Annotated in this window: 23 protein-coding genes and 1 pseudogene; 18 read left to right on the plus strand and 6 right to left on the minus strand. The window is 72.6% G+C overall.

What is annotated here, in order from left to right:
* Positions 1-172: 172 nt before the first annotated feature.
* The 6 genes from ACZ3J7_RS11965 to ACZ3J7_RS11990 all read left to right on the plus strand — a co-directional run bounded on the left by ACZ3J7_RS11965 (position 173) and on the right by ACZ3J7_RS11990 (position 6,255).
* On the plus strand, positions 173-427 hold the full coding sequence (locus ACZ3J7_RS11965) for a hypothetical protein (protein WP_465619483.1): 255 nt from the start codon (positions 173-175) through the stop codon (positions 425-427).
* 53 nt (positions 428-480) lie between these two features.
* Positions 481-1,578, plus strand: coding sequence for a phenazine antibiotic biosynthesis protein (locus ACZ3J7_RS11970; RefSeq protein ID WP_465619484.1), 1,098 nt, complete (start codon positions 481-483; stop codon positions 1,576-1,578).
* Positions 1,578-2,975, plus strand: a complete 1,398-nt coding sequence (locus ACZ3J7_RS11975) for an aldehyde dehydrogenase family protein (RefSeq protein WP_465619486.1) — start codon at positions 1,578-1,580, stop codon at positions 2,973-2,975. The genes ACZ3J7_RS11970 and ACZ3J7_RS11975 overlap by 1 nt, the downstream gene beginning before the upstream one ends.
* A gap of 49 nt (positions 2,976-3,024) precedes the next feature.
* Positions 3,025-3,981, plus strand: coding sequence for an oxidoreductase (locus ACZ3J7_RS11980; RefSeq protein WP_465619488.1), 957 nt, complete (start codon positions 3,025-3,027; stop codon positions 3,979-3,981).
* Positions 3,982-4,015: 34 nt separating this feature from the next.
* Entirely contained in the window at positions 4,016-4,516 is a 501-nt protein-coding gene (locus ACZ3J7_RS11985; RefSeq protein ID WP_465619490.1) for a cupin domain-containing protein, read from the plus strand.
* 62 nt (positions 4,517-4,578) lie between these two features.
* Entirely contained in the window at positions 4,579-6,255 is a 1,677-nt protein-coding gene (locus ACZ3J7_RS11990; protein WP_465619492.1) for an FAD-binding oxidoreductase, read from the plus strand.
* Between the two features lie 63 nt (positions 6,256-6,318).
* Here ACZ3J7_RS11990 and ACZ3J7_RS11995 read toward each other — a convergent pair whose 3' ends face one another.
* On the minus strand, positions 6,319-6,633 hold the full coding sequence (locus ACZ3J7_RS11995; RefSeq protein WP_465619494.1) for an ArsR/SmtB family transcription factor: 315 nt from the start codon (positions 6,631-6,633) through the stop codon (positions 6,319-6,321).
* A gap of 233 nt (positions 6,634-6,866) precedes the next feature.
* On the opposite strand from ACZ3J7_RS11995, the gene ACZ3J7_RS12000 reads away from it, so the two are divergent.
* On the plus strand, positions 6,867-8,381 hold the full coding sequence (locus ACZ3J7_RS12000) for an FAD-dependent monooxygenase (RefSeq protein WP_465619496.1): 1,515 nt from the start codon (positions 6,867-6,869) through the stop codon (positions 8,379-8,381).
* A gap of 52 nt (positions 8,382-8,433) precedes the next feature.
* On the opposite strand, the gene ACZ3J7_RS12005 is transcribed toward ACZ3J7_RS12000, so the two are convergent.
* Positions 8,434-9,039 carry a TetR/AcrR family transcriptional regulator gene (locus ACZ3J7_RS12005; RefSeq protein ID WP_465619498.1) on the minus strand — a complete coding sequence of 202 codons (606 nt, stop codon included), beginning with the start codon at positions 9,037-9,039 and terminating at the stop codon, positions 8,434-8,436.
* A 95-nt stretch (positions 9,040-9,134) separates the two neighbouring features.
* On the opposite strand from ACZ3J7_RS12005, the gene ACZ3J7_RS12010 reads away from it, so the two are divergent.
* The 8 genes from ACZ3J7_RS12010 to ACZ3J7_RS12045 all read left to right on the plus strand — a co-directional run bounded on the left by ACZ3J7_RS12010 (position 9,135) and on the right by ACZ3J7_RS12045 (position 18,294).
* A complete protein-coding gene (locus ACZ3J7_RS12010; protein WP_465619499.1) occupies positions 9,135-10,337 on the plus strand; it encodes an MFS transporter in 1,203 nt (400 codons plus the stop codon).
* A 313-nt stretch (positions 10,338-10,650) separates the two neighbouring features.
* Complete coding sequence (locus tag ACZ3J7_RS12015) at positions 10,651-10,800, plus strand: hypothetical protein (RefSeq protein ID WP_465619501.1); 150 nt, start codon at positions 10,651-10,653, stop codon at positions 10,798-10,800.
* A gap of 437 nt (positions 10,801-11,237) precedes the next feature.
* The gene (locus ACZ3J7_RS12020) at positions 11,238-11,408 is read left to right on the plus strand and encodes a hypothetical protein (protein ID WP_465619503.1); all 171 of its coding nucleotides are present in this window, start codon (positions 11,238-11,240) and stop codon (positions 11,406-11,408) included.
* A 160-nt stretch (positions 11,409-11,568) separates the two neighbouring features.
* Positions 11,569-12,984 carry a PP2C family protein-serine/threonine phosphatase gene (locus ACZ3J7_RS12025; RefSeq protein ID WP_465619505.1) on the plus strand — a complete coding sequence of 472 codons (1,416 nt, stop codon included), beginning with the start codon at positions 11,569-11,571 and terminating at the stop codon, positions 12,982-12,984.
* A 630-nt stretch (positions 12,985-13,614) separates the two neighbouring features.
* Positions 13,615-15,090, plus strand: a complete 1,476-nt coding sequence (locus tag ACZ3J7_RS12030) for a carboxylate-amine ligase (RefSeq protein WP_465619507.1) — start codon at positions 13,615-13,617, stop codon at positions 15,088-15,090.
* Between the two features lie 23 nt (positions 15,091-15,113).
* Entirely contained in the window at positions 15,114-16,250 is a 1,137-nt protein-coding gene (locus ACZ3J7_RS12035) for a cysteine synthase family protein (protein ID WP_465619509.1), read from the plus strand.
* Complete coding sequence (locus tag ACZ3J7_RS12040) at positions 16,243-17,349, plus strand: ornithine cyclodeaminase (RefSeq protein WP_465619511.1); 1,107 nt, start codon at positions 16,243-16,245, stop codon at positions 17,347-17,349. The genes ACZ3J7_RS12035 and ACZ3J7_RS12040 overlap by 8 nt, the downstream gene beginning before the upstream one ends.
* Positions 17,350-17,364: 15 nt before the next feature.
* Positions 17,365-18,294: a formyltransferase family protein gene (locus tag ACZ3J7_RS12045; protein ID WP_465619513.1), complete on the plus strand. Its 930-nt coding sequence runs from the start codon at positions 17,365-17,367 to the stop codon at positions 18,292-18,294.
* Positions 18,295-18,666: 372 nt separating this feature from the next.
* On the opposite strand, the gene ACZ3J7_RS12050 is transcribed toward ACZ3J7_RS12045, so the two are convergent.
* The 3 genes and pseudogenes from ACZ3J7_RS12050 to ACZ3J7_RS12060 all read right to left on the minus strand — a co-directional run.
* Positions 18,667-18,789 (minus strand): hypothetical protein, encoded by a 123-nt coding sequence (locus tag ACZ3J7_RS12050; RefSeq protein WP_465619515.1) that lies wholly within the window; start codon positions 18,787-18,789, stop codon positions 18,667-18,669.
* A gap of 128 nt (positions 18,790-18,917) precedes the next feature.
* The gene (locus ACZ3J7_RS12055; RefSeq protein WP_465619517.1) at positions 18,918-19,130 is read right to left on the minus strand and encodes a cold-shock protein; all 213 of its coding nucleotides are present in this window, start codon (positions 19,128-19,130) and stop codon (positions 18,918-18,920) included.
* Positions 19,131-19,383: 253 nt separating this feature from the next.
* Positions 19,384-19,698: pseudogene (locus ACZ3J7_RS12060) on the minus strand (transposase family protein); the annotation flags it as partial.
* On the opposite strand from ACZ3J7_RS12060, the gene ACZ3J7_RS12065 reads away from it, so the two are divergent.
* From ACZ3J7_RS12065 to ACZ3J7_RS12075, 3 genes are all read left to right on the plus strand, one after another.
* On the plus strand, positions 19,678-20,637 hold the full coding sequence (locus ACZ3J7_RS12065) for a transposase family protein (protein ID WP_465619519.1): 960 nt from the start codon (positions 19,678-19,680) through the stop codon (positions 20,635-20,637). The pseudogene ACZ3J7_RS12060 and the gene ACZ3J7_RS12065 sit on opposite strands and share 21 nt — an antisense overlap.
* A 140-nt stretch (positions 20,638-20,777) precedes the next feature.
* A complete protein-coding gene (locus ACZ3J7_RS12070) occupies positions 20,778-21,392 on the plus strand; it encodes a hypothetical protein (RefSeq protein WP_465619521.1) in 615 nt (204 codons plus the stop codon).
* A gap of 324 nt (positions 21,393-21,716) precedes the next feature.
* Positions 21,717-22,499: an IS5 family transposase gene (locus ACZ3J7_RS12075; protein ID WP_465619522.1), complete on the plus strand. Its 783-nt coding sequence runs from the start codon at positions 21,717-21,719 to the stop codon at positions 22,497-22,499.
* Here the strand turns inward: ACZ3J7_RS12075 and ACZ3J7_RS12080 are convergent.
* The gene (locus tag ACZ3J7_RS12080; RefSeq protein WP_465619524.1) at positions 22,465-22,947 is read right to left on the minus strand and encodes a hypothetical protein; all 483 of its coding nucleotides are present in this window, start codon (positions 22,945-22,947) and stop codon (positions 22,465-22,467) included. The two genes, ACZ3J7_RS12075 and ACZ3J7_RS12080, sit on opposite strands and share 35 nt — an antisense overlap.
* Between the last annotated feature and the right edge of the window lie 28 nt (positions 22,948-22,975).

Raw genomic sequence — 22,975 nt, forward strand, 5'->3', positions numbered from 1 at the left:
ATTCATGAAGTTGACCCACCGTCAGGTTCGATCCGGCGGGAGCCGGGGGCCGTTGTGACGAATTCCGTCGTGGGTGACAGAGTCCGCCGCCCGCCCTGCGGGGCGGCCGTGCTTGTGCCCAGAATGCAGCCAGTCCCCCCGCCCGCTGCCCGACCGGCAGGAGCGTTCCCGCATGACCGTCCTGGCCGACGCCGTCCTCCTTCACCCGACCGACGCGGTCGGGAACCCCCGGTCGACCACCGGGCCCTCCTCCTGGAACCGCCCGACTCCGAACCCCCGCCGAAGCCGGTCGTCGACGCCGGGGGCGACGAAGGCGCCGGCCGCGGGCGACCCGTACGACGGCGGATTCCCGTGCCTCCGCTCCCACCCGCGCGACCGGGCCGACGACCTGCTCGACAGCCTCGCCAGGGCGCCGCAGGTCGACTGAGCCAGGGATCGCCGCACGGCCCTCACCGGACCCGGCCGAAAGGAAGCTCTCCGATGACCGCTGCCCACCCCCTCCTCGAACTGCCCTACGGCACGGTGCCCGACCCCGACGAATTCCTCCGTGCCGCGATCCGCTGGCACTTCTCCAAGGAGACCGGGGCCCGGTTCTGGCTCGACCGCGTCGGCCGACTGGACTTCGACCCCATCGAGACCGTCCGGACCTTCGACGACCTGAAACTCTTCCCGAACTTCGCCAACGAACTGCGGGACGTGCGCGCCGAGGACCTGATCCCGCGCGGCTACGGCCCCCACCCGAAGATCGTCGGCGTCTTCGACAGCGGCGGCACCACGGGCGCGCCCAAGCGCGTCGTCATGCTCCAGGAGTGGGTGGACCTGCTGCTCGCCCACAGCAACGCCCAACTGGACGCGCACGGCGTGCCGCGCGACGTGAACTGGCTGCTCTCCATCCCGTCCGGTCCGCACATGGTCGGTGCCTCCTTCCAGCAGATGGTCGCCCAGCGGCGCGGCCTGTCCTTCTCGGTCGACATCGACCCGCGATGGGTGAAGAAGATCATCGCGCGGGGCGACCAGCGCGAGGCCGACGCCTACACCGAGCACCTCATCGACCAGATCCAGCACCCGCTGCGCTCGCAGGACATCGGCGTGCTGATGCTCACCCCGCCGGTGCTGGAACGGCTGTGCCGCCGCGACGAACTCGTCGAACTGGTCCGGGAGAAGGTCAGGGCCATCATGTGGGTGGGCACCCAGCTCGACCCCGACACCCGGAACCTGTACCGCACCGAGCTGTTCCCCGACGCGGTGCTCTGCAGCGGCTTCGGCAACACCATGACGCTCGGCCACGTCACCGAGCGGCCCGGACTGGGCGACGACGACCCCTGCGTCTACGACCCGTTCTCGCCGTACATGACCTACAACGTCGTCGACCTGGAGGAGCGGCGGCCGGTCGAGTACGGCGAGCGGGGCCGCGTCGTCATGCACTACGTCGGCAAGAGCCTGTTCCTGCCCAACAACGTGGAGCGGGACGAGGCCACCCGCGTCCGCCCCCTGCCGGGCCAGGTCGGCGACTCGGTCGCGGACATCGCACCGGTGCGGGAGTTCGACGACGAGAAGGTCATCGAGGGGGTGTACTGATGCCGGCGAGCGAGCCGTACCCGCTGGACGCGCTGGGCCCCCGGGGCCCGTACCGCGCGCGCAACCGCGAGGCCGTCACCGACACCGCCGGCCTGGCGGTCGCCGAACTCAGCCTCGTCCCCAAGCTGTTCGTCACCCGGACGCTCGCCGCCCTGCACCGGGCGACCCCGCTGCCGGCCGAGCGGCGCCTGGCCGCTCTGGCCCGTGCGGCCGCCGTCTTCCGCGAGGGCGAGGTGCACGGACTCACGTACGAGCGGTACGAGCGCACCGTCGCCCGGGTCTCCGGGATCCCGCTGCCCGCCGTGCGCTCCGCCGCCGACGAGATCGCCGACTCCGCGCGCCGCGCCCTGGCCGGGGCCTACGGCGCGCTGCCCGGCGGCGCCGTGCTGGACTGGCGGGACGCGCGCACGCGCACCGGCAGCGCGGTGTGGACCCGGCGCGGAGAGGTGCTCGCCGTGAACGCGGCGGGCAACCACCCGGCGCCCCACGCCCTGTGGCTGGAGGCCCTCGCGCTGGGTTTCCGCGTCGCGATCAGGCCCTCGCGCCGGGAGCCGTTCACCCCGCACCGGCTGGTCGCCGCGCTGCGCGCGGCCGGGTTCGGCGAGGACCACGTGGTGCTGCTGCCCACCGACCACGCGGTAGCCGAGGAGCTGATCACCGGCGCGGACCTGTCGCTGGTGTACGGCGGCGACGACGTCGTCCGCCGGTACGCCGGCAGCCCCGGCGTCCTGGTGCAGGGGCCGGGCCGGGCGAAGATCCTGGTGACCGCCGGGACGGACTGGCGGGCCCACCTGGACACCATGGTGGACTCGATCGCGCACCACGGCGGCACGAAGTGCGTCAACGCGACCGCGGTCCTCGTCGAGGGCGATCCGGCTCCGGTGGCACGGGCGCTGGCCGAGCGACTGGCCGCACTGCCCAGCCTGCCGGCCGACGACGAGAAGGCGGGGCTGCCCGTGCAGTCGCTGGAGCGGGCGCGGGCCCTCGAACGGCACCTGCTGGAGCGGGCCAGGGGAACCACCCCGCACCTCGGCGGCGAGGGGGTCGTGGACGAACTCTCCGACGGTCAGGCGGTGCTGCGTCCGGCCGTCTTCGAGGTGCCGCATCTCCGGGGCGGCTGGCACACCGCCGAACTGCCCTTCCCCTGCGTGTGGGTGGCGCCCTGGACCCGTGCCGACGGGGCCGGTGCGCTGAGCGACTCACTCGTCGTCGGCGTGCTCGCCGACGGGGAGGTGCCGGACATCGACGCCGAGTTGATCGGGGACCTGGTCGCCGACCGGACCGTCGCCAACGTCTACGTCGGCGACCGCCCCACCCACTGGATGGACCGCGGCGTGCCGCACGACGGCTACCTCGGCGAGTTCCTGATGCGCAGCAAGACCGTCATCCGTGGCTGAGCGGGACCGTACGCCCCCAGCCGACCCTCTCACTCCCAAGGAGCAGATCGTGCCTTCTGGTGACGCAGTCGCCGGTACCGTGCCCGCCGCCGCCGCGGGGGAGTTCGCCCTGGGCGGCGAACTCGTCATCCACCGGATGGGGTTCGGAGCCATGCAGCTCCCCGGCCCCGGGGTCTGGGGCCCGCCGAAGGACCGTGCGCGGGCGGTCGCGGTGGTGCGGCGCGCGGTGGAACTGGGCGTCAACCACATCGACACCAGCGACTACTACGGTCCGTACGTCGCGAACGAGATCATCCGCGAAGCCCTCCACCCCTACGACGACGACCTGATCATCGTGACCAAGGTGGGTGCCCTCCGCACCCCGGAGAAGGCCTGGCCGGCCGCGCTGCGGCCGGAGCAACTGCGCAGGGCCGTGTACGACAACCTCCGCGGCCTGGGCCGTGACCACCTCGACGTGGTGAACCTGCGGATCGTGGAGGAGGGCGGCGGCCTCGGCCCGGAGGACTCGATCGCCGAACCCTTCGGCGTGCTCGCCGAGTTGCGCGAGCAGGGCCTGATCCGGCACCTCGGGGTCAGCAACGTCACCGTCCGGCAGCTGGCCGAGGCCCGGGGGATCGCCCCGGTCGTCTGCGTGCAGAACGAGTACAACGTCCTGCGGCGCCGGGACGAGGAGATCGTGCGAACCTGCGCCCGGGCGGGGATCGCGTTCATGCCCTTCTTCCCGCTGGGGACGTTCACCCTCCAGCACGAGAAGGACGTCGCGACGGACACGAAGGTGCCGCAGCAGGTGCCGCTGGAGGCCCAGGCCGTCCACGCCGTGGCGCGGCGCCGGGGCGCCACCCCCTACCAGGTGGCCCTCGCCTGGCTGCTGCAGCACTCCGCGAACATCTGCTGCATTCCCGGAACCTCCAGCCCCGAACACCTCGAGGAGAACGTCGAGGCGGCGGCCCTGCGCCTGTCGGAGGTCGACGTGAAGGAACTGGACGCGCTCCACGGTGCCGCGTGAATCCCGGTGGACGGTTCGAGGGAGGGCACGGTCGGTGAGTCTGGGATTCTTCGCGGGCCAGAACAGGAACGAGGTCGTCATCGTCCCCCCCGGGGAAGGGCCGAGCAGGTGGGCCTTCGGCGACCGCTACACCGTCAAGTCCGGTGAGCACAACACCGGGAAGTCGCTGTTCCTCGTCGAGGCGCTCGTCCCGGCGGGCGGCGGACCGCCGCTGCACGTCCACCACTGGGAGGAGGAGGCCTTCTACGTCCTGGAGGGCAGTGTGGAGTTCCGGGACGGGAACGGCAGGCACGACGCCCCGGCGGGCAGCTTCGTCTTCGTCCCGCGGGGGACGGAGCACGCGTTCAAGAACACCTCCGAAGAGCCGGCCAAGATGCTGTTCATGACGGTTCCCGGAGGCAAGGAGAGGTTCTTCCTGAGCGTCGGCGTCCCCGCGGACGACGGCACGCCGCCGCCTTCGGAGGAACAGCGGCTGAAAGACGTGGCCTACGGCTACGAGATGGGCCCCGAATTCGGTGACGAGTACCTGGAATAGCCCTCCGTCACCGCAGTGGTAGAGGCACGTACGACTGATCCGACCGTCGATCCGGAGTTTCAATGTCACGCAACGGAAATCATCTCTCGCGCCGTTCGGTCCTCGCTGCCACGGGCGCGGTGGCCGGCGTCTCCGCACTCGGCGTCGCGGGGGCGCCCCCGGCCCCGGCCGCCCCGAAGCCCGCGCCGGACGCGCTCCTCTTCGCCACCCCCGCGGTCCTCCCCGGGGACGCGCGGTACGCGGACCTCACGGTCGGCCTGAACCAGCGCTGGACCGCGTCGCCGAACCGCATACACCTGGTGTCCACCACCAAGCAGGTCGTCGCCGTCGTCGCGGAGGCCGCGGCGGCGAAGCGGCGGGTGTCGGTCCGCAGCGGCGGGCACTGCTACGAGGACTTCGCCTACAACCCCGCGGTCGAAGTGATCGTCGACATGTCGGAGATGAACCGCGTGTACTTCGACGCGGACAGGAACGCGTTCGCGGTCGAGCCGGGAGCCACGCTCGGCGAGGTCTACGACCGGCTGTACCGCGGCTGGGGCGTGACCGTCCCCGGTGGCATGTGCTACTCGGTGGGCGCCGGCGGGCACGTGGCCGGAGGCGGCTGGGGGCTGCTGGCCCGCCGCGACGGCCTGATCGTGGACCACCTGTACGCGGTCGAGGTCGTGACGGTGGACGCCGCGGGGACCGCCAGGGCGGTGGTCGCCACGCGTGACGACACCGGCCCCCTGCGGGACCTGTGGTGGGCGCACACGGGCGGCGGCGGCGGAAGCTTCGGGATCGTCACCCGCTACTGGTTCCGCTCGCGGACGGCCACGGGCAGCAACCCGTCGACCCTCCTGCCCAAGCCGCCGGCGGAGGTCCTCGTCAGCCTGCTGTCCTGGTCGTGGGCGAAGATCACGCAGGCGGACTTCACCACGCTGGTGCGCAACTTCTGCGCCTGGCACGAGGCCCACGGCGCCCCGGGGGCCACCGGGGGCCTGCTCTCCTTCCTCACCCTGAACCACGTCTCGAACGGCGAGATCGCGCTGCTCACGCAGCTGACGGGGGACACCCCGAACGCGGACGCCGTGCTCAAGGACTTCGTGGACCAGATCACCCGGGGCGTGTCCACCCCGCCCGAGACGCCGACGGAGAACGGGAGCGCGGACGGCCCGCTCGCCAACTTCCTCGTGCCCCGGCGCTGGAGCTGGCTGAAGGCGACGCACTACCTCGGCACCAGCAACCAGGTCATGACGAACGCCGTGCTGCGCGGCGACGAGAAGTCCGCCTACCACCGCCGCGGCTACACCGACGGGCAGATCGCCGCCCTCTGGCGGCACCTGCGCTCCGACGCCCTGGACAACCCGATGGCGCAGGTCGTCATCAGTTCCTACGGCGGGCAGGTGAACGCGGTGGGGTCCGCGGACACCGCGCAGCCGCACCGCGACTCGGTGTTCAAGGTGCTGTACCAGACCAACTGGACCGAGGCGGACCGGGACCAGGTCAACCTCGCCTGGCTGCGCGGTGTGTACAGGGAGGTGTACGCGCAGACGGGCGGTGTCCCGGTGCCCAACGCCCAGACCTCCGGCTGCTTCGTGAACTACTGCGACATCGACCTCAACGACCCGCAGTACAACGGCTCCTCGGTGCCCTGGCACAACCTCTACTGGGGCGGCAACTACCCGCGCCTCCAGCAGGTCAAGGCCCGGTGGGACCCGACCGACTTCTTCCGGCACGGCCAGTCGGTCCGCCTGCCCTGACGCGGCCGCTCCACCGCAGGTGCCCCGGATCCAGCGGTACCCGGGGCACCTGCGCGTCGGGGTTCACCCCGGAGCCGGCACCGCCACCGCCCGCAGTACGGCGTCCAGGAGCCCGGGGAAGCGCTGCTCCAGGTCGTCGCGGCGCAGGGACAGGGTGTACTCGCGCCCGACCGCCTCCTGCCGGATGAGCCCCCCCTCGCGCAGGGCCCGCCAGTGGTGGGTGAGCGTGGACCTGGGGACGCCGTCGAGCAGGCTCCCGCACGGCGCGGGGCCGAACCGGGCGAGGGTGCGCACCACTTCGAGGCGCGTCGGATTGCTCAGCGCGGCGAACAGGTCCTCTAGCCGGATCTCGTCGGTCTTCGGGTGGTGGAGTCCCATGACGCCATCCTACGAACATGTACGAAACGTGCGTCCGTGGTTGACGCCGGGTCACGGGTTCGCCTTGCGGCTCCCGCCCCTACGATGGTACGAGTAGATACGTAACGTTATCCGGCCGACGCGGACGGCGACCGAACCGTCGGCGGGCGCGATCCCGGCGGGAGCGGTCGCGCCTCGCCGTCGCCGGTCGGGCCCGCTCGGCACGAAGGTGAGGAAACCCAGTGGAGCAACCCTTGTCCCGCCCTGCGGACGAAGCGGTCACCTGCGAGGTGGTGATCGTGGGTGGTGGCCCGGTGGGGATGCTGCTCGCCCATGAGCTGGCACTGCAAGGCGTCCGGCCCCTGGTGGTGGAGCGGCTTCCGGTGCCCTCGGGGGTGTCGAAGGCCGGGACGCTGCACGCCCGCACCGTGGAGAGCCTGCACCGCCGCGGGATGCGCGAAGCCGTGCAGCCGCGGCCGGCGCGCGGTCGGCAGACCAGCGTCCCCTTCCACTTCGCGGGGATGTTCGACCTCGACCTCGCCGAGGTGAGCTCGGAGGGCCCCGTCATCGTCGGGAGCCCCCAGGCGTACGCCGAGCACGTCTTCGCCCAGCGGGCCGAGAAGTTGGGGGCGAGGATCCTGCGTGGTCAGGAGTGCACGGGCGTCCAGGAGGAGGAGGACCGCGTCCGCGTGGACCTCCGGGGTGCGGACGGGGCCCGGCGCCACGTCACCGCACGGTGGGTGGTCGGCTGCGACGGGGTGCGCAGCGCCGTCCGCCGCACCGCTGGGATCCCCTTCACCGGCACGCCCGCCACCGTGTCGGCGCTGATGGGGGAGGTGCGCCTGCTGGACCCCTGGAGCGCGCCGGCGGGCTGGCAGCGCACGCCGCGGGGATGGACGCTGGTGTGGCTGAACCCCACCGGGCACAGCCGGGTGTGCACCTACGACTTCCGGGGCCCGGCGCCGGACCGCCACGCGCCCGTGACCTTCGAGGAGTTGCGGGACGAGACGGAGCGCATCGCCGGCCGCCCCGTGCCGATGGCGGACGCCCACGACCTCACGCGGTTCAGCGACGCGGCGCTTCAGGCCGAGAGCTACCGCCGCGGTCGCGTCCTGCTGGCCGGGGACGCCGCCCACGCCCATTTCCCGATGGGCGGCCAGGGGTTGAACACCGGCCTGCAGGACGCCCTCAACCTGGGGTGGAAGCTCGCGGCCGAGGTCAAGGGGTGGGCGCCCCTCGGCCTGCTGGACACCTACGACACCGAACGGCGTCCCGTGGCGGCGCGCGTCCTGTACAACGTGCGGGCCCAGGTGGCGCTCATGCACCCGGGGGTGCTCACGGACTCGTTGCGGGAGCTGTTCCGCGAGACGATGCACCTGCCGCAGGTGAACCGTTTCCTCACGGGGATGCTCAGCGGCACCGACATCAGCTACGACGTGGGCGTTCCCGACGACGCCCTCGCCGGGACCTTCGCTCCGGACCTGCGGGTGAAGACCGCCCGGGGCGCCACGAGCCTCGCCGCCCTGCTGTGCGACGGGCGGCCGCTGCTGATCCACACCGCCCAGGCGGCCGGGCAGGCCGAGCTGGTCGCGCCGTGGTCCGACCGGCTGTCCGTCGTCGAGGTGGTGGCGGAGCCCTCCTCGGCGATGCCGGCTCCGGCGCTCCTGGTCCGGCCGGACGGCTACGTCCTCTGGAGCGCGTCGGGGCGGCAGGCACCGACCGCGGGGCTGGTCGAGGTGGCCACGGCGTGGTTCGGTGTGCCGGGGTAGGGGGCGTGCCGGAGTGGGGCGTGCCCGGGCACGCGGCGGCCGCCGTGCCCGATCAGGCGGGTTCCGCGGGCGCGGGTCCCAGCGTCAGGATCGCGGCGTCGATCGCGGTGGTCAGGTGCGTGAGGTCGTGGCCGGCGCGCTCCCGCACCCGCAGCCCGAGCACCATGGTGAACAGCAGTTCCACGGTGGTGTCGATGTCGAGGCCGGTGGACAGCTCTCCGTGATCACGGCCTTCGGCCAACAGCGATCGCAGGGCCTGCCGGGTGGTCTCGAAGGCGGCGTCGGTCCGGCGGCGGACCTGGTCGTCGGTGGTGCCGAGTTCGGTGGCCGTGTTGACCACGAAGCAGCCCCGGCCGCCCTCGCCGTCCGGCGGGCAGGTGACCAGCCACAGCATCCACTCCCGCAGCACCTCCCTGACCGGACGGCCACCGGCGTGCAGGCGCTGCCTGGCCTGGGTCGACTCGGTGGCCCGGTAGTGGTCCAGCGCGCGCAGGAACAGCGTGTGCTTGTCCGTGAACGTCCGGTACAGGCTGCTGGGCGTGAGCTGGAGCGCGTCACCCAGATCGCGCACCGAGGTGGCGTGGTAGCCGCGTCTCCAGAACAGCTCGGTCGCCGAGGTGACCGCGTTCTGCTCGTCGAACTGTCGGGGGCGTGCCATGTCCCCACCTTACCCAGCTTGTGAAGCGATCGCTCCCATACTAGGGTTCAGTTATTGGGAGCGATCGCTCCCAATCGAACGAAGGGGGCGGTACGGTGACGACCGCAGAACAGAGCTCGTCCCAGGTGAAGGGCTCGGAGGACCCGCAGGCGAATCGCTGGCTGGCGGTCAGCGCAGTGGCCCTGGGGACATTCCTGCTGGTGAGCGCCGAGCAGCTGCCGATCGGCCTGCTGACCTCCGTGGGATCCGCGCTGTCGGTCTCGGAGGGGACGGCCGGGCTGATGGTGACGGTGCCCAGTCTGGTCGCCGCGTTCGCGGCGCCGCTGGTTCCGATGCTCGTCAAGGGAATGGACCGGCGGATCCTGCTGCTCGGGCTGATGGCGCTGATGACCCTCTCCAACGTGGCCTCGGCCGTGGCGCCGAACTTCGGCATCCTCGTGGCCTCCCGGGTCGTGGTCGGAGTGGCGATCGGAGGCTTCTGGGCCGTCGCCAGCGGCCTGGCCGTCCGGCTCGTGGCGCCCGAGAGCGTGCCGAAGGCCACCGCGATCATCTTCGGCGGCGTCGGAGCGGCGAACGTGTTCGGCGTCCCGCTCGGCACCCTGGTCGGCGACCTCGCCGGCTGGCGCGTCGCCTTCGCGGCGGTGAGCGCCCTGGCGCTGGTCGCGCTGGTCGCGCTGCTCGCGGTGCTGCCCCCACTGGTCGCCTCGCAGCCCATCCGGCCGCGCCTCCTGGTCGAGCAGTTCCGCAATCCCGGAGTGCGCATCGGCATCATCGCGACGATCTTCATCGTGTTCGGGCACTTCTCGGCCTACACGTTCGTGAGCCCGGCACTGCAGAAGCTGTCGGGCATCGACGAGAGCTACGTCGGCCCGCTGCTGTTCGGCTTCGGCCTGGCGGGCATGATCGGCAACTTCGTCGCCGGTTCGGCCCTCTCGCGCAGGGTGCACCGGAGCGTGCTGGCCATCGCGCTGTCCCTGGCGGTCGCGATGCCGCTCTTCGCGCTGCTGGGCCGGACGAAGATCACCGGCGTCATCCTGCTCATCGTCTGGGGCCTGGCCTACGGCGGCGTGTCCGTGGCCCTGCAGACGTGGATGATCAAGGCCGCGCCGCAGGCCGTGGAGGCCGCCTCCTCCCTGTGGGTGGCGGTGTTCAACCTGTCGATCGGCCTCGGCGCGCTGGTCGGCGGCGTCATCGTCGACGCGCTCAGCGTCCAGGGCGTCCTCTGGCTCGGTGGCGCCTGCGCCCTGGTGGCCGCCCTGGCGATCTGGAGCGCCCGCTCCAATGAGAGCCTGCGATGAGCGCCCCGCAACCACCGACGCCCCCTCGGGCCGACGTGCCCGGGGGCCGCGGCCACACTTGCGTCACCATGTCGTGCGTACCACCCTCACGGGCGGTGTGAAGTCCGTCTTCCCGGTTCGGCCGGGCCCGCTGTCCTATGGTCAGCCGGACCGTCGGCCCGTGGGCGGGGGCTCCTCGCGGGGAAAGGCAACGCAGACGCTGGATGGCGTGCGGTGCCGGAAGCTCGGTGTGGTGCTCGCCTGGTTCGACCAGGACGCGGACCGTTTCTGACGGAGAACGCCGCTCGCCCCTGGGGACGCGGACGGCGACGGGGTGCTGGACTTCGACGAGTACGTCCGCCTGTACGACATCGTCGGCGTCCCGCCCCAGGCCTCGGGGGAGGCGTCCCGGAAGCCGGGCCGCGACGGCAACGGCGAGATCAGCCGCAAGGAGTTCCGGCCGGCGATCCGCGAGTCCACCTGAGCGGCGACGAGAACGCGCCGGGCAACTGGCTGCTCGGCTCCTTGGACCAGACGGTCTGAGGAGAGTCGGGTGGGCGCGGCGGGAACGACCGGGGCCGGGTGGTGACCGGAAGGGCGTCCCGCCGCGCGGGACACGGCCGAGTTCCGCCGGGCGGCGTGGTGGCGGAACCCGCCGTGCCGTGCCAAGCCCTGAGACTGCAGGGCGGCTCGGCCTGACGCACCGCCCCACCGCTCGGGCCGGGATCGCGACCAGGTGGTCGCCGGGGACGCCGGCCAGGCCGGGGGTGTAGTAGTCGCGGATGCCGTCGGCCCAGGACCCGACCGTGATCCGGTTGTCGGAGTCCGGTCCGCGCTCGGACCCGCTCGACTGAAAGCCTCGATCGCTGCCGCCGCGACGGCGGCCGCCTCCCGCACGGCGGACCCCGTCGAGAGGTCCGGGTGATCGACACCAGCAGCTTCCACGATCTACCGCCGCTGCCGGCCCCGGCCCACCACCAGCCGCTGAACCCAGACGAGCACGCCGACACCAACGACGACCGCCCCGCCCTGCCGACCGCCGACTTCCCCCTGGTGGGAAGTGGCAGTACCCCGGGCGGGAGGCCCGGCTGAGCGTGGACGAGCCCGGCCTCCGTCGAGCCCCTGCCGCAGGGGCGGCCTCCCGTGTTCCGGCGCGCGGCTCTGGACGGGCGGCCGTCGGTGTCGTACGGCACGAGGCCTCCCAAGGCACCCCGGGACGAGGACATCCGCCGGCCGGGGCGGGTGGGGAAGTGTGGTTCGCTTGGGAGTGACGGGCAGCGAGGGCGAACGGGAGGTGGCGGCGGTGGAGCACACGGGCGGGGTACGGGCGGACGGGCTGCCGGCGGCGCTGTCCGATCCCGACCGGGTAGCGGCGGTCGCGGCGACGGGGCTGATGGACACCGGCCCGGAGGCGGTCTTCGACGACCTCGCCTCGCTGGCCGCGCGGTTCACCGGCGCGGACCGGGCGTTCGTGACCCTGGTCGACGCCGAGCGCTCGTTCTGGAAGTCGTGCGTCGGCGTGGACCCGACCGACCTCGCCGACCGGCAGGACCCGGTGACGGAGAGCTACTGCCCCTTCGTGATCGGCGCCGGCGGTGAACCCTTCGTCGTCAACGACGCCGCCGCGGATCCGCGCACCGCGGACCACCCCGCCACCGGCCCGATGATGATCGGCGCCTGGGCCGGGCAACCGCTGCTCGATGCCGCCGGGCACGTGCTGGGCACGCTCTGCGTCATCGACACCGTCCCGCGCGTCTGGTCGGACACCGACATCGCCACCCTGGCCACCCTCGCCCGATCCGTCTCCTCCGAGATCCACCTGCGCCAGGCACTCGCCGCCGCGCGGGAGGCGCACCGGCGCTCCGCCGACCTCGCCCACACCCTGCAGGCCGGCCTGCTGCCCGCCGCCCTGCGCACCGTCCCCAGCATGGAGGCCGCCGCCTCCTACCTCCCCGCCTCCCGCCGCGACCGCGCCGACATCGAGGTCGGCGGCGACTTCTACGACCTGTTCCGCACCCACGGGAACAACTGGGCCGCCGTCATGGGAGACGTCTGCGGCAAGGGTGTGCAGGCCGCCCAGGTCAGCGCCATGGCCCGCTACACCATCCGCGCCGACGCAACCGACACCGGATCGCCCGCCGACCTGCTGGTCCGTCTGCACAGCGCACTACTCGCCCAGAACGCCCCGCGCTACCTGACCTGCCTCTACGCGGCCTTCCACCTCACCGAACACGGCGCCACCGGCACCCTCGCCCTGGGCGGACACCCCCCTGCCCTGGTGCGCCGCGCGGACGGAAGCGTGGAGCAGCTCGGCGCGCTGGGCACCGCGCTGGGTCTCATCCCCGACGTGGAATTCACCGACACCGCCTTCGACCTCGCCCCGGGCGACCTGCTGCTGCTCTACACCGACGGCGCCGTCGAGGCCCGCCCCCGCCCCGGTACCCGTCCCGACCGGGCGGCCACGGTCTTCGGCGAGGACGACCTCGCCCTGGCCCTGGCCGCCACCCGCGGCCTGGACGCCACCGACACCATCGCCCGCCTCGCCGCCGTCCTGGAGGCCCAGCACGACGGCTGGTCCAGCGACGACACCGCCCTGCTCGCCCTGCGCGTCACCGGGACCACCCCGGGGCCCCCGGCCCGCGTCCTGCCGGACGGCACCGCGGGCTGAACCACCTCCGCGCCGGCGGGCGGTCGCCGGCCTCGGCGTCCTCCCACACGGTGACGAGAAGCTTCCGGGCCTGCCCGTCACCGCCCGTCGCCCCGCCGGCCTCAAGCCCGCCGGCACCCTCGGCCCTTCCCGCCAACGCCGCCGGCCTCGACCACCGGTTCACCGCTCACCCCACCCTCGCGTGATCTCGAACCGGGCCGGGCCGACCGGGTCGAAGGCGACGATCGTCGGCAGGGGCTCCAGGTCGCGCAGGGGCCGGGGGACCACCGCACCGAGGTCGCGCAGGCCGCGCTACAGGTCCAACCTCGGTTCCTCCAGGACGAGTTCGGCGAAGTCCGCGTGCTCGAACGGCAACGTCACCGACCGCTTCGATCGGTAGCCCGCCCCGACGCCCGCGAACCGAGCAGTACGCGGCTCCGAGCAGGGAAGGCGCCCCCGCACATCGAGCAGAGCGCCCCCGGGGGCGGGGCAGCGACGCCCCCGCGGCGTCGGCAAGCCGGCCCCGGCCCGCTCCTGAGCGGCTGACCCCGAGGTGCACCGCTGGAACCCGGCGGTCGGCCGACGGCGACACGCGCCAGACGACACACTGAACGGGAGACCACTGCATGGAGCCGATGGGTACGGACCTTCATGGCCGCCATGCGGGGCATCCTCACCACCATCGCGGAGACGATGACCGCCACCCAGGTCACCGTCCCCGAGGACGTGGTGCTGCAGGCCGGCCCCACCTTCGAGTTCCACAGGCTCCCCGGCAAGGGGAAGAACAAGCAGCACCTGATGAAGCTGTGCGACGCCGCCGTGGTCCACTTCCCCCGGCTCGGCGGCGACAACGGCGTGCGGTGGCTGATCGGCAGGCTCCCGGACGAGATTCGACCGTCCCGCCCGGCGCGGGGCGAAGCACGCCGGCTGCTCGATCTGCGGGGGCGGTGGCCGGGGCCTGCTCCTACAGTGGGGCCCATGACGGACGACATCTCTGCTCAGCGCGCCGTTGGGCCCCTCATGGGGGTGGAGGAGGAGTTCTTCCTGGTCGATCCGGTGAGCCGCGAGGTCGTGGCCGCCGGCGGCGAGGTGGCCCGGATCGCCGCCGGGGAGCTGGGGGAGCTGGTGGACCGTGAGCTGGGGGAGGGGCAGATCGAGGTGAAGACCCCTCCGTGCGCCGACGTGGCCTCCCTGCACGCGGCCCTGGGTCGGGCCCGGGCCTCGGTGGTCGGCGCCGCGGCGGCCGCGGGCGTGCGGGCGGTGGCCACGGGGGTGGCGCCGCTGGGGGGCCACGGGCCGATGGAGGTCACCAGCGGGCCCCGGTACCGCGCGCAGTTCGACAGCTACCGCGGCCTCGTGGAGGACCACGCCATCTGCGCCCTGCACGTGCACGTGGCCGTCGCGGACCGCGAGCGCGGGGTCCTGGTGATCAATCACCTCAGGCCGTGGCTCCCGGCGTTGGCGGCGCTGACCGCGAACTCTCCCTTCTCCCGCGGCCGGGACACCGGCTACGCGAGTTGGCGCCGGGTGCTGTGGCGGCGCTGGCCGGCGTCCGGGCCGCCGCCGTTCTTCCCCGCGCTGGCGGACTACGAGCGGCTGGTGGGCGTCCTGGTCGACAACGGGACGCTGATCGACGAGCGCAGCCTGTTCTGGGACGTGCGCCTGTCCAGCCGCTATCCGACCGTGGAGGTCCGGGTGGCCGACGTGCCCGGGACGGCCGAGGAGAGCGCGCTGGTGGCCGCTCTGGTGCGCGGCCTGGTGGTGACGGCGCTGGCGGCCGTCGAGCGCGGCGACCCCGGGCCGCGGCCGCCGGCCGAACTGCTGCAGGCGGCCTGTTGGCTGGCGTCCCGCGACGGCTTGCGCGGGCGGACCATGGACCCGTTCACCGGCCGGACGACCGCCACCGCCGAGCTTCCCGATCTGCTGCTGCGGCACGTCGGCCCGGCCCTGGAGTCCACCGGTGACCTGGCCGCCGTGAGCTTCGGGTTGCGGCGGCTGACGGACGCGGGCAGCGGCGCCGACCGTCAGCGCGCCGTCCACGCGCGCCGCGGTTCGGTCGCCGACGTGGTGGACGCCCTGGCGGCCCGGACCGCGACCGACGACCTCGGACTCCTGATGCGGGCGTAGGTTCGGGAAATTACCCTCAAAAAATGAGCGATTTCGATCTGCATACGAATCAACTCATGGGGACGCCCTCGACGTCGAACGTCCCTGCCGCCGCCGTCCGTCACCCCGGCCCCGGTTCCGTTGCCGTACGGCTGCTGAACCTTCCGATGAAGGGCCGCACCCTGCGGCTGCGGCTGCACCTGGAGGGGACCAACAGGTACGGGTCGGTCAAGGACCGCACGGCCGGGGCCCTGCTCGGCTCGCTGGAGAGCTCCGGCAGGCTGCGAGCCGGCGGCCACGTGATCGAGTCCACCTCCGGCAACATGGGCATCGCCCTGGCCGGCATGTGCGCCGAACGGGGCTACCGGTGCACCCTCGTGGTCGACGACGTCACCTGCCCCTTCAGCCTCCAGCGGATGGCCGAGCTGGGCGCGGAGCTGATCCGCGTGTCGACCGGCGACGCGGCGCACGCGGTGAACGCCCGCATCGAGACGGTGCACCGCTTCCTGGAGGCGCACCCGCGGGCCGTGTGGACCGACCAGTACGACAACCCCGCCGGACCCGCCGTCCACGCGCGCACCACCGGTCCGGCCCTGCTGGCCGGCCGCGGGCCCGACTTCGAGCCCGCCGGCGGGACCGGTCGCGGGCCCGCCCCCGACGGCAGGTCCCGCCCGCTGCCGCCTCCCGACGCCGTCGCCGTGCCCGTCTCCACCGGCGGGACCCTGGCCGGCACGGCCCGCTACCTCCACGCCCACTCGCCAGGGGTGGCCGTCTGGGCGGTGGACGCGGTGGGTTCGGCGGCCACCGGCGGCACCGCCGCCCCCCGCTCCGACAAGCTGCCCGGCTTCGGCTCCGGCCTGAAGTCGCACTTCCTGCGCCCCCAGGACGCGGATCGCACGGTCCGCGTCAGCGACGCGGACGCCGCCGCGGCCTGCCGGATCGTGCGCTTGCGCACCGGGATCTCACTCGGAGGGTCCGCGGGCGCCACCGTCCTGGCCGCCTGCCGCACGGCGCGCGAGTTGCCCGGAATCGCGGACGTCGCCTGCCTGTGCCCCGACAGCGGCGACCGCTACGAGGAGACGATCTACGCCTCCGACACCTCGCTCGCGACCGGCACCGACCTGGACCGGAGCGTCCTGAACGGCCTGGTCGCGGAGCTGGAGGACGTCCGCCATGGCTGACATCCGCACCGACACCGGCATCGGCACGGCAGACGGCGTGCCGCACGCGGCGACCGACACGCTGCTGTACCTGGACGCGGCCGCCGTCGCCCGGCTGTGCCGGCGGATCGACCCGCTGCAGGTGGTCACCGAGGCGTTCGCGGCCGTCCGCTCCGGCGCCGCCGCCCTCGCCCCCGAGGCCGCGCTGCGCTGGACGGCGGATGACGGCACCGCCGCCCGCAGCCTGATCCTGCCCGCCCGGTACGACCGCAGCTACGGTTGCAAGATCATCAACGCCTGCGTCGGCAACCCCGACCGCGGACTGCCGCGCGCGCACGGGCTGATCGTCCTCGCCGATCCGCGCACCGCCGCCCCTGTCTGCCTGATGGAGGGGGGTCGCATCAGCGCCCTGCGCACCGCCGCGGTATCCCTCGCCGCGATCGAGGCGATCCGCGGCCCGGGCGGAACGCGCCGGCCGGCGCTGCTCGGCTGCGGCCGACAGGCCCGCACCCACCTGGAACTGCTCTGCGCGCGGGCCCGCCCGGAGGCCGTCACGGTGTACGACTCGGACGCCGCGCGCGGCGCCGAATTCGCCCGCCACGCCCGGACGCTCGCGCCCGGCGCCGCCGTGGCGGCCGTCGAGCGGCCCGAAGCGGCCGTCCGGGCCGCCGACGTCGTCATCGCGACCACCACCACGGACACGCCCTACGTCCCGCTGGAGTGGCTGCCGCCCGGAGCCGTGTTCGTCAACGTCTCCCTGGACGACGCCACCGAGGACCTGCTGCTGGGCTGCGACCACCTGTTCGTCGACGACTGGGACCTCGTGGCCGCCGACGCCACCCGGCTGTTGGGCCGACTGGCCCAGGCCGGCCGGGTCACCGCGCCCGGCGGGGGCCGCAGTGGCGAGCCGGACCCGAACGACCCGCCCCGGACCGGAGCCGGCCGGCCGGTCGACGCGCAGCTGCCCGACCTGCTCTCCGGCGCCTACCGCCGGACCATCGGCCCAGAGGACCGCTGCGTGGTCAACCCGTTCGGCATGGGCGTCCACGACATCGCGCTGGCCGCCCGCGTCCACGCCGCCGCCCTCGAAACCGGCACCGGCACCCGGCTGCCCCGCTGACCCCTAGGAGCACCCGTGTTCCGCACCAGCATTCTGCTCACCGAAGGCAGCTTCCACGCCAGCTACCTGATCTCCGGATGGCTGGCCGAGTTCGCCCCCTCACCGGACTTCGAGCCCGTGTGCGTACGGGACGCACCGGACCCGCAGCGACCCGCGCTCCACGAGCGGCGATTCGCCTTCCACCGGCGGCACGCCGGACTGCGTCGGCCGTCCGGCGCACAGTGGTCCGAACTGGAGGACCTGTACGGCGAATTGAGCGAGACCGAGCGGTCCATGGTCCGCCACTTCGGCGTACCGCCCCTGCCCGAATGGTCCGACGGCCTGGTGCGGCTCTTCGGCGACCGGCTCAACAGCCCGTCCGCCAGGGAATGGCTCACCGAACGGTGCACCCGCCCGCCGGCGCCGTTCGTCCACGTCTTCCTCGACCGCCTGCTGGCACCGTGGTGGATCGACCTCACCGGCGGCCGGGTCGTCAACGCCCACTCGGCGGTGCTCCCGTACGCGCGGGGCATGTACGCCACCGAGCAGGTCGCCGCCGCGCAGGACGCCGAGCGGTTCCGGCGGTGCGCCGGCGCCAGCGTCCACTACATCGACAACGGGGTCGACACCGGCCCCGTCATCCGCGCCGACCGCCTCGCCGACCCCCTCGGCTTCGACTCCCTGTGGGACTGCAAGGCCCACTCCTTCGCCGCCGCCTTCCGCCTCCTGATCGCCACCGCGCGCGACCTGCGCGACCACCCCTGGACCGAACCCGCAGGCCTGCGCCCCGACCCCGCGGGCCGCGGCCCCGACTTCAAGAGCGCCGACTTCGACACCGAGCGGCGGACGGCCGCCGCAGCCGGCTACCTGGAGATGCGCCGGCTGGCCCGCCGACCCGGGACGGTGCGCCTGCCGGCGATCACCCGAGAACAGCCATCCGTACCGGCCGAAGGAATGCCGACCTGACGGCCGCTCACGGCCGCCGCGTTCCGGAGCGGCACCGGCCCCTCCGGAACAGGGCCTGCTCGACGCCGCCTTCGCCGGACGACCGGCACCGCGAGTCCACTGTGATCAACGTGCCGCAGGCGGGATCCCGTGGGGCTGGCCATGCATCCGCGCGTTGCGTGCTGCAGGCCGGCTCCAGGGAGCTGAGCAGCAGCCGACAAGGACCGGCTGACGGCGAACGACTCGTTGACGTGGGAGCCACGCTGATCCAGCCCGGTGGGGAAGGACGAGCTGCGACAACCGGTCATGGTGAAGCCGCGACGTGTTCGGGTGCGGGCGCCACACGCCGCGGTGCCCCGCCTGGTCGAGGCGGGGCACCGGGAGGCCTTCGGGTTACTGGCCCTCGGTGTCGTCGTCGGTGTCGATACCGGGCCTGTCGCGCGCCCGCTGTTGGGCGCCGTCGACCTTGTCGGCGTACTTGCCGCCGCTCTTCTCGTTGACGTCCTCCTCGATCACCGCTGCCGAGGACGGTTTGCCGGAGGTGTCACGTTCGGACGTCCGCCACAGCCGCCTGCCTGGTTTCCTCGCCCGCGGACAGCCGGGCGAAGGAAAGCCCCGGCATCTTGGCGCTCCCGCCGGTGAACCTACGCGGGCTGCACCTTGTCGGCCTGGGGGCCCTTCTGCCCCTGGACCGCCTCGAAGGTCACCTTCTGGCCCTCGACGAGGGACTTGAAGCCGTTGCCCTCGATCGCCCGGAAGTGGACGAACAGGTCCGGTTCACCGGACTCCGGGCTGATGAAGCCGTAGCCCTTCTCGTCGTTGAACCACTTCACGGTGCCGTTCTGCCGCTCTGCCACAGCCACTCCTGCTCGGAAGATCTCCTGTCCCAACACGGCGATCATGACAGGGCCCGGCCCCCGACGCGGGCTGCGACGCGGAGCCTGCCGGCACTTCAGGGCACGAATCCACCCAGGTCGTCGTCTGGACAGGGAGCGCTCGCCCGTGGGGTGGCACACCGCCGTGCCTGCGGTCGGCGGGGTAAACGGGGGCCTGAAGCTTGTTGCAGAAGGTTGTGGATGGGCAGGCGAAAGTGGGCTCCGACCTGCTGCTTCATGTACCGAGGGCGAGGTTGTGCACGGTGGCGACGGCTTGCACCGCGTGGTGCAGGCCGTCGCCTTTCTGCCGGCAGTCGCGGAGGATCTTGTAGTTCCTCATCCGGGCGAAGGCGTGCGCGACCCGGGCGCGGACCCGTCGGTGCTCGGCGTTGTCCTCCTCCTGGATGCGCGGGAGTGGTCGGCCGGCGCGTTTGCGGTGCGGGACGACCAGGCCGGTGTTCAGGTGGGCGCCGTCGGCCAGGACCGTGGTGCCGGTGCACCGCGCCGGCAGGTCGAAGGCCCGCCACACGTGGGCGTCGGCCTTGACCGGCTCCTGGCCACGCTCGTCCACCTGCGCCACGGCGTCACCCACGACGTCCTGGCCTGCTGGTTCGGCGTGGACCGCTCCACCGTCACCCGCGCCGTCGACGAGTTCCGCCCGCTGTTGGCCGACCGGGGTTGCCGCGTCGCACCGGGCCTGCGGCTCCGTACTCTCGCGGACGTGATCGCCCACCTCGGCGCCACCGGGCGGACCGGGATCATCGACGCCACCGAGATCCGGGTCCGCCGACCGGCCGCCAACCGGCCCGGCCGCAACCGCTTCGTCCCGGGCAAGAGCCGGATCAACGCGATGAAGGCGCTGGTGTTCACCGACGACCATGGGCGCGTGCTGTTCTGCGGCGAAGTGCGGGCCGGATCGGTCGCCGACATCACCCAGGCCCGCGACGCCGGCCTGGTCGACCTGCTCGCGGACACGATCCACTTGGAGATCCTCGCGGACGCCGGCTACCAGGGCCCGGGAGCCCAGACCTTCGGCCAGGTGGTCCCCCGCCCCGCAAGCGCCGCGGCAAGCACCTCGAGCACCTCCAGTGGCTCATGGCCCACCACGAACAGGCTCGCTTCGCCCACTCCTCACGCCGCATGCCGGTCGAACACGGCATCGCCCACCTCAAGAACCGGCGCACCCTCGCCCGGCACCATGGTCGCCGCGACCACCTGCCCGACACCATCCGAGCCGTCGCCGGACTCCCCTCGGACCAACAACTGCCCCACACAAGCCAGTTGCTCACCCTCCCAGCCGGACGAGCCGCCTGAGCAACAAGGCCGCCACCCCGCCGAGCACGACCCACCGCTCACCATGCACGAGGTCGTTAGGGGCGGAGCGCCCAGTCCCGATCGAGCGAAGATCAATTACGGGACGACCCTTAGAAGCCGTTGCTCAATCGAGCTTGGTGATCGTGAGTTCGAGGCTGCTGCCTCGGTCGGATGATCCTCTGGCCGTCTGGGCATGGAAGTGGGGCCTCCCGCGCAGTTCAGGTGCCAGGACGCTGCGGGGCTGGGCCCTGCCGCCTGCGGTGTCACTGCGGGCGAATAGCCTCCGGCGGGAACGGGCGACCGATGGGAGTGGACATGGACATCGAGGAGATGCTGGAACGACTCGGCGTGGTGATCGGGCCGCCGCCCGCGGACGGCGTGGCCCCGGTCCCGTGGGAACTCGCACCCTCAGCGATCGGCTTCCAGTTGCCCGCGGACTACCGGGCGTTCGTCGACCGGTACGGGTCTGTCAGCATCAGCAACGAGCTGCACATTTTCACACCGACGGAAGTCCCCAGTCCCCACGCCGCGGTGCCGTCCGGCTTCGAGGGATTCCTGTACGACACGACGGAGCCCTACGGATACTGTGCTTGGCTGGCCGAGTGCTACCGGGACGGGGACTACAGGGAGTGCCCGTATCCGCTGTTCCCGGCCGAGGGCGGCCTGCTGAAGTGGGGCAACAACTACAATTCCGACCACTTCTTCTGGCTGATGCAGGGCCCGGATCCGGACCGGTGGCCGGTGGCCGTCAAGTTCCACTCGATGTGGGAGTGGGACGTGTTCGAGGGTGGCTTCCTGGAGTTCTTGCTGGCGGCAGTGACCGAACAGTATCCGTACCATGGGGACGTCGTTCCCGGCGGGATAAAGCAGGTTGGTGATGGCCGTGCCTATCGCTCTCGGGGTGACTGGTCGAAGAACCTTGGGGAATGAGCCCACGGATACGGTCAACAGCCGGCTCCGGACAGCTCCGGCTCGGCAACCTGGCCGGCCGTTGTCGTACCGATCTTGATGGACGTGGGTTCGATAGGTGCGGCTCGGTCGGGTGGTCTTGCCGCGTGCCGGGCATGGAGACAGGGCCCCTGGTGTAGTTCGAGGTTGTCGAGACCGTGAGTACGCCAGGAGGCCCTGTTGCCGCAGTTGTACGCCCTCGCGCCCGCAGGTTCCAACTCGGCTGCTCGTGAGTGTGGTTGCCTCGCTCACCGGTTCGGGAACGCCGGAGACCGTCCGCACAGGCGGCCGAAGTACCCGTCGGACATGACGGATGCCGAATGGGCCGTGGTCCGCGATGCGTTGCCGGTGCCGGGCTGGTTGGAGGGCCGCGGCGGGCAGCCGGAGGGCTACTGCCACCGGCAGATGGTGGACGCGGTGCGCTACCTGGTCCCTGGTGGCATCGCCTGGCGGTCGATGCCCGCGGACTTCCCCGCGTGGGACCGCGTCTACGCGTTCTTCCGGCGCTGGCGGGACAAGGGCCTGGTCGGCGAGTTCCACGACCGGCTGCGGGAGCGGGTCCGTGAGGCGGCGGGCCGCGATCGGGAGCCGACCGCGGGGATCATCGACGCGCAGTCGGTGAAGGCGGCCGCCTCGGTGCCGGCCGCGAGCCGGGGCTTCGACGGCGGGAAGAAGGTGAACGGCCGCAAGCGTCACATCGTCGTGGACTCCCTCGGGCTGCTGCTGTCGGCGCTGGTCACCGCGGCTTCCGTCACCGACCGCGACACGGCCCGGACACTGCTGGCCCGGATTCGCGCACGGCACTGGCGCATCACCCAGCTCTGGGCCGACGGCGGCTACACCGGACCCCTGGTCGACCTCGCCCGCGATGTTCTGCGGATCGCTCTGACCGTGGTCCGACGCGCCGACGACAGCAGCGGCTTCACGGTGCTGCCCAAGAGGTGGCTGGTGGAGCGGACGTTCGCGTGGCTGATGCGCTCACGCCGCCTCGCGCGCGACTACGAGAGGCGCACTGACACCTCGGAGGCGATGATCCGCTGGTCGATGACCATGGTCATGAGCCGCCGCCTCGTCCGGCGGACACGCTGAACATCCCCCGGTCGTTCCTCGACGAGCCAGCCCCGCGCGGCCAGGCGCTTCGCCTTCGACCGCACCCCTCCACCTTCGCCGCGACCACCTCCAGCCCGACCGCCGCCGCGAGCTGCCGACAGTTCATCGCCTCCCCACTTTGCGCCAGGACCTCCACGAGCCGCTGGTAGTCCGGCGCGAGCGAGTCGAGAGCGAGCTCTTCCCGCCAGGCGGGAACCACCGATCCGGGCACCGCCCCTGCCGCCCGCGGAGGCCGTTCACCCGCCGCCCCGGTCGGCGATGCCTCCTCGCCCGCGGCAGGTTCCGCCAGGACCTCGGCCACCGTCTGATGGGCAATCACGAACCGCTCCCACACGGCTTCCGCCTCGCGCAGCTCGGCCTGCAGGACCTCCACCCGCTGTCGAGCCGCACGCTCTCGTTCCTCCAACAGCCCCAGCACAGACGGCATCCGATACCTCCACCGCAGAGACGACACG

Source organism: Kitasatospora sp. NPDC015121 (assembly GCF_055562955.1).

Coding starts and splice junctions, on each gene's coding strand:
- ACZ3J7_RS12040 (WP_465619511.1), top strand. CDS start 16,243: ATGGCTGACATCCGCACCGACACCGGCATCGGCACGGCAGACGGCGTG.
- ACZ3J7_RS11965 (WP_465619483.1), top strand. CDS start 173: ATGACCGTCCTGGCCGACGCCGTCCTCCTTCACCCGACCGACGCGGTC.
- ACZ3J7_RS11970 (WP_465619484.1), top strand. CDS start 481: ATGACCGCTGCCCACCCCCTCCTCGAACTGCCCTACGGCACGGTGCCC.
- ACZ3J7_RS12030 (WP_465619507.1), top strand. CDS start 13,615: ATGGCCGCCATGCGGGGCATCCTCACCACCATCGCGGAGACGATGACC.
- ACZ3J7_RS11975 (WP_465619486.1), top strand. CDS start 1,578: ATGCCGGCGAGCGAGCCGTACCCGCTGGACGCGCTGGGCCCCCGGGGC.
- ACZ3J7_RS11990 (WP_465619492.1), top strand. CDS start 4,579: ATGTCACGCAACGGAAATCATCTCTCGCGCCGTTCGGTCCTCGCTGCC.
- ACZ3J7_RS12005 (WP_465619498.1), bottom strand. CDS start 9,039: ATGGCACGCCCCCGACAGTTCGACGAGCAGAACGCGGTCACCTCGGCG.
- ACZ3J7_RS12070 (WP_465619521.1), top strand. CDS start 20,778: ATGGACATCGAGGAGATGCTGGAACGACTCGGCGTGGTGATCGGGCCG.
- ACZ3J7_RS12035 (WP_465619509.1), top strand. CDS start 15,114: ATGAGCGATTTCGATCTGCATACGAATCAACTCATGGGGACGCCCTCG.
- ACZ3J7_RS12075 (WP_465619522.1), top strand. CDS start 21,717: ATGACGGATGCCGAATGGGCCGTGGTCCGCGATGCGTTGCCGGTGCCG.
- ACZ3J7_RS11995 (WP_465619494.1), bottom strand. CDS start 6,633: ATGGGACTCCACCACCCGAAGACCGACGAGATCCGGCTAGAGGACCTG.
- ACZ3J7_RS12080 (WP_465619524.1), bottom strand. CDS start 22,947: ATGCCGTCTGTGCTGGGGCTGTTGGAGGAACGAGAGCGTGCGGCTCGA.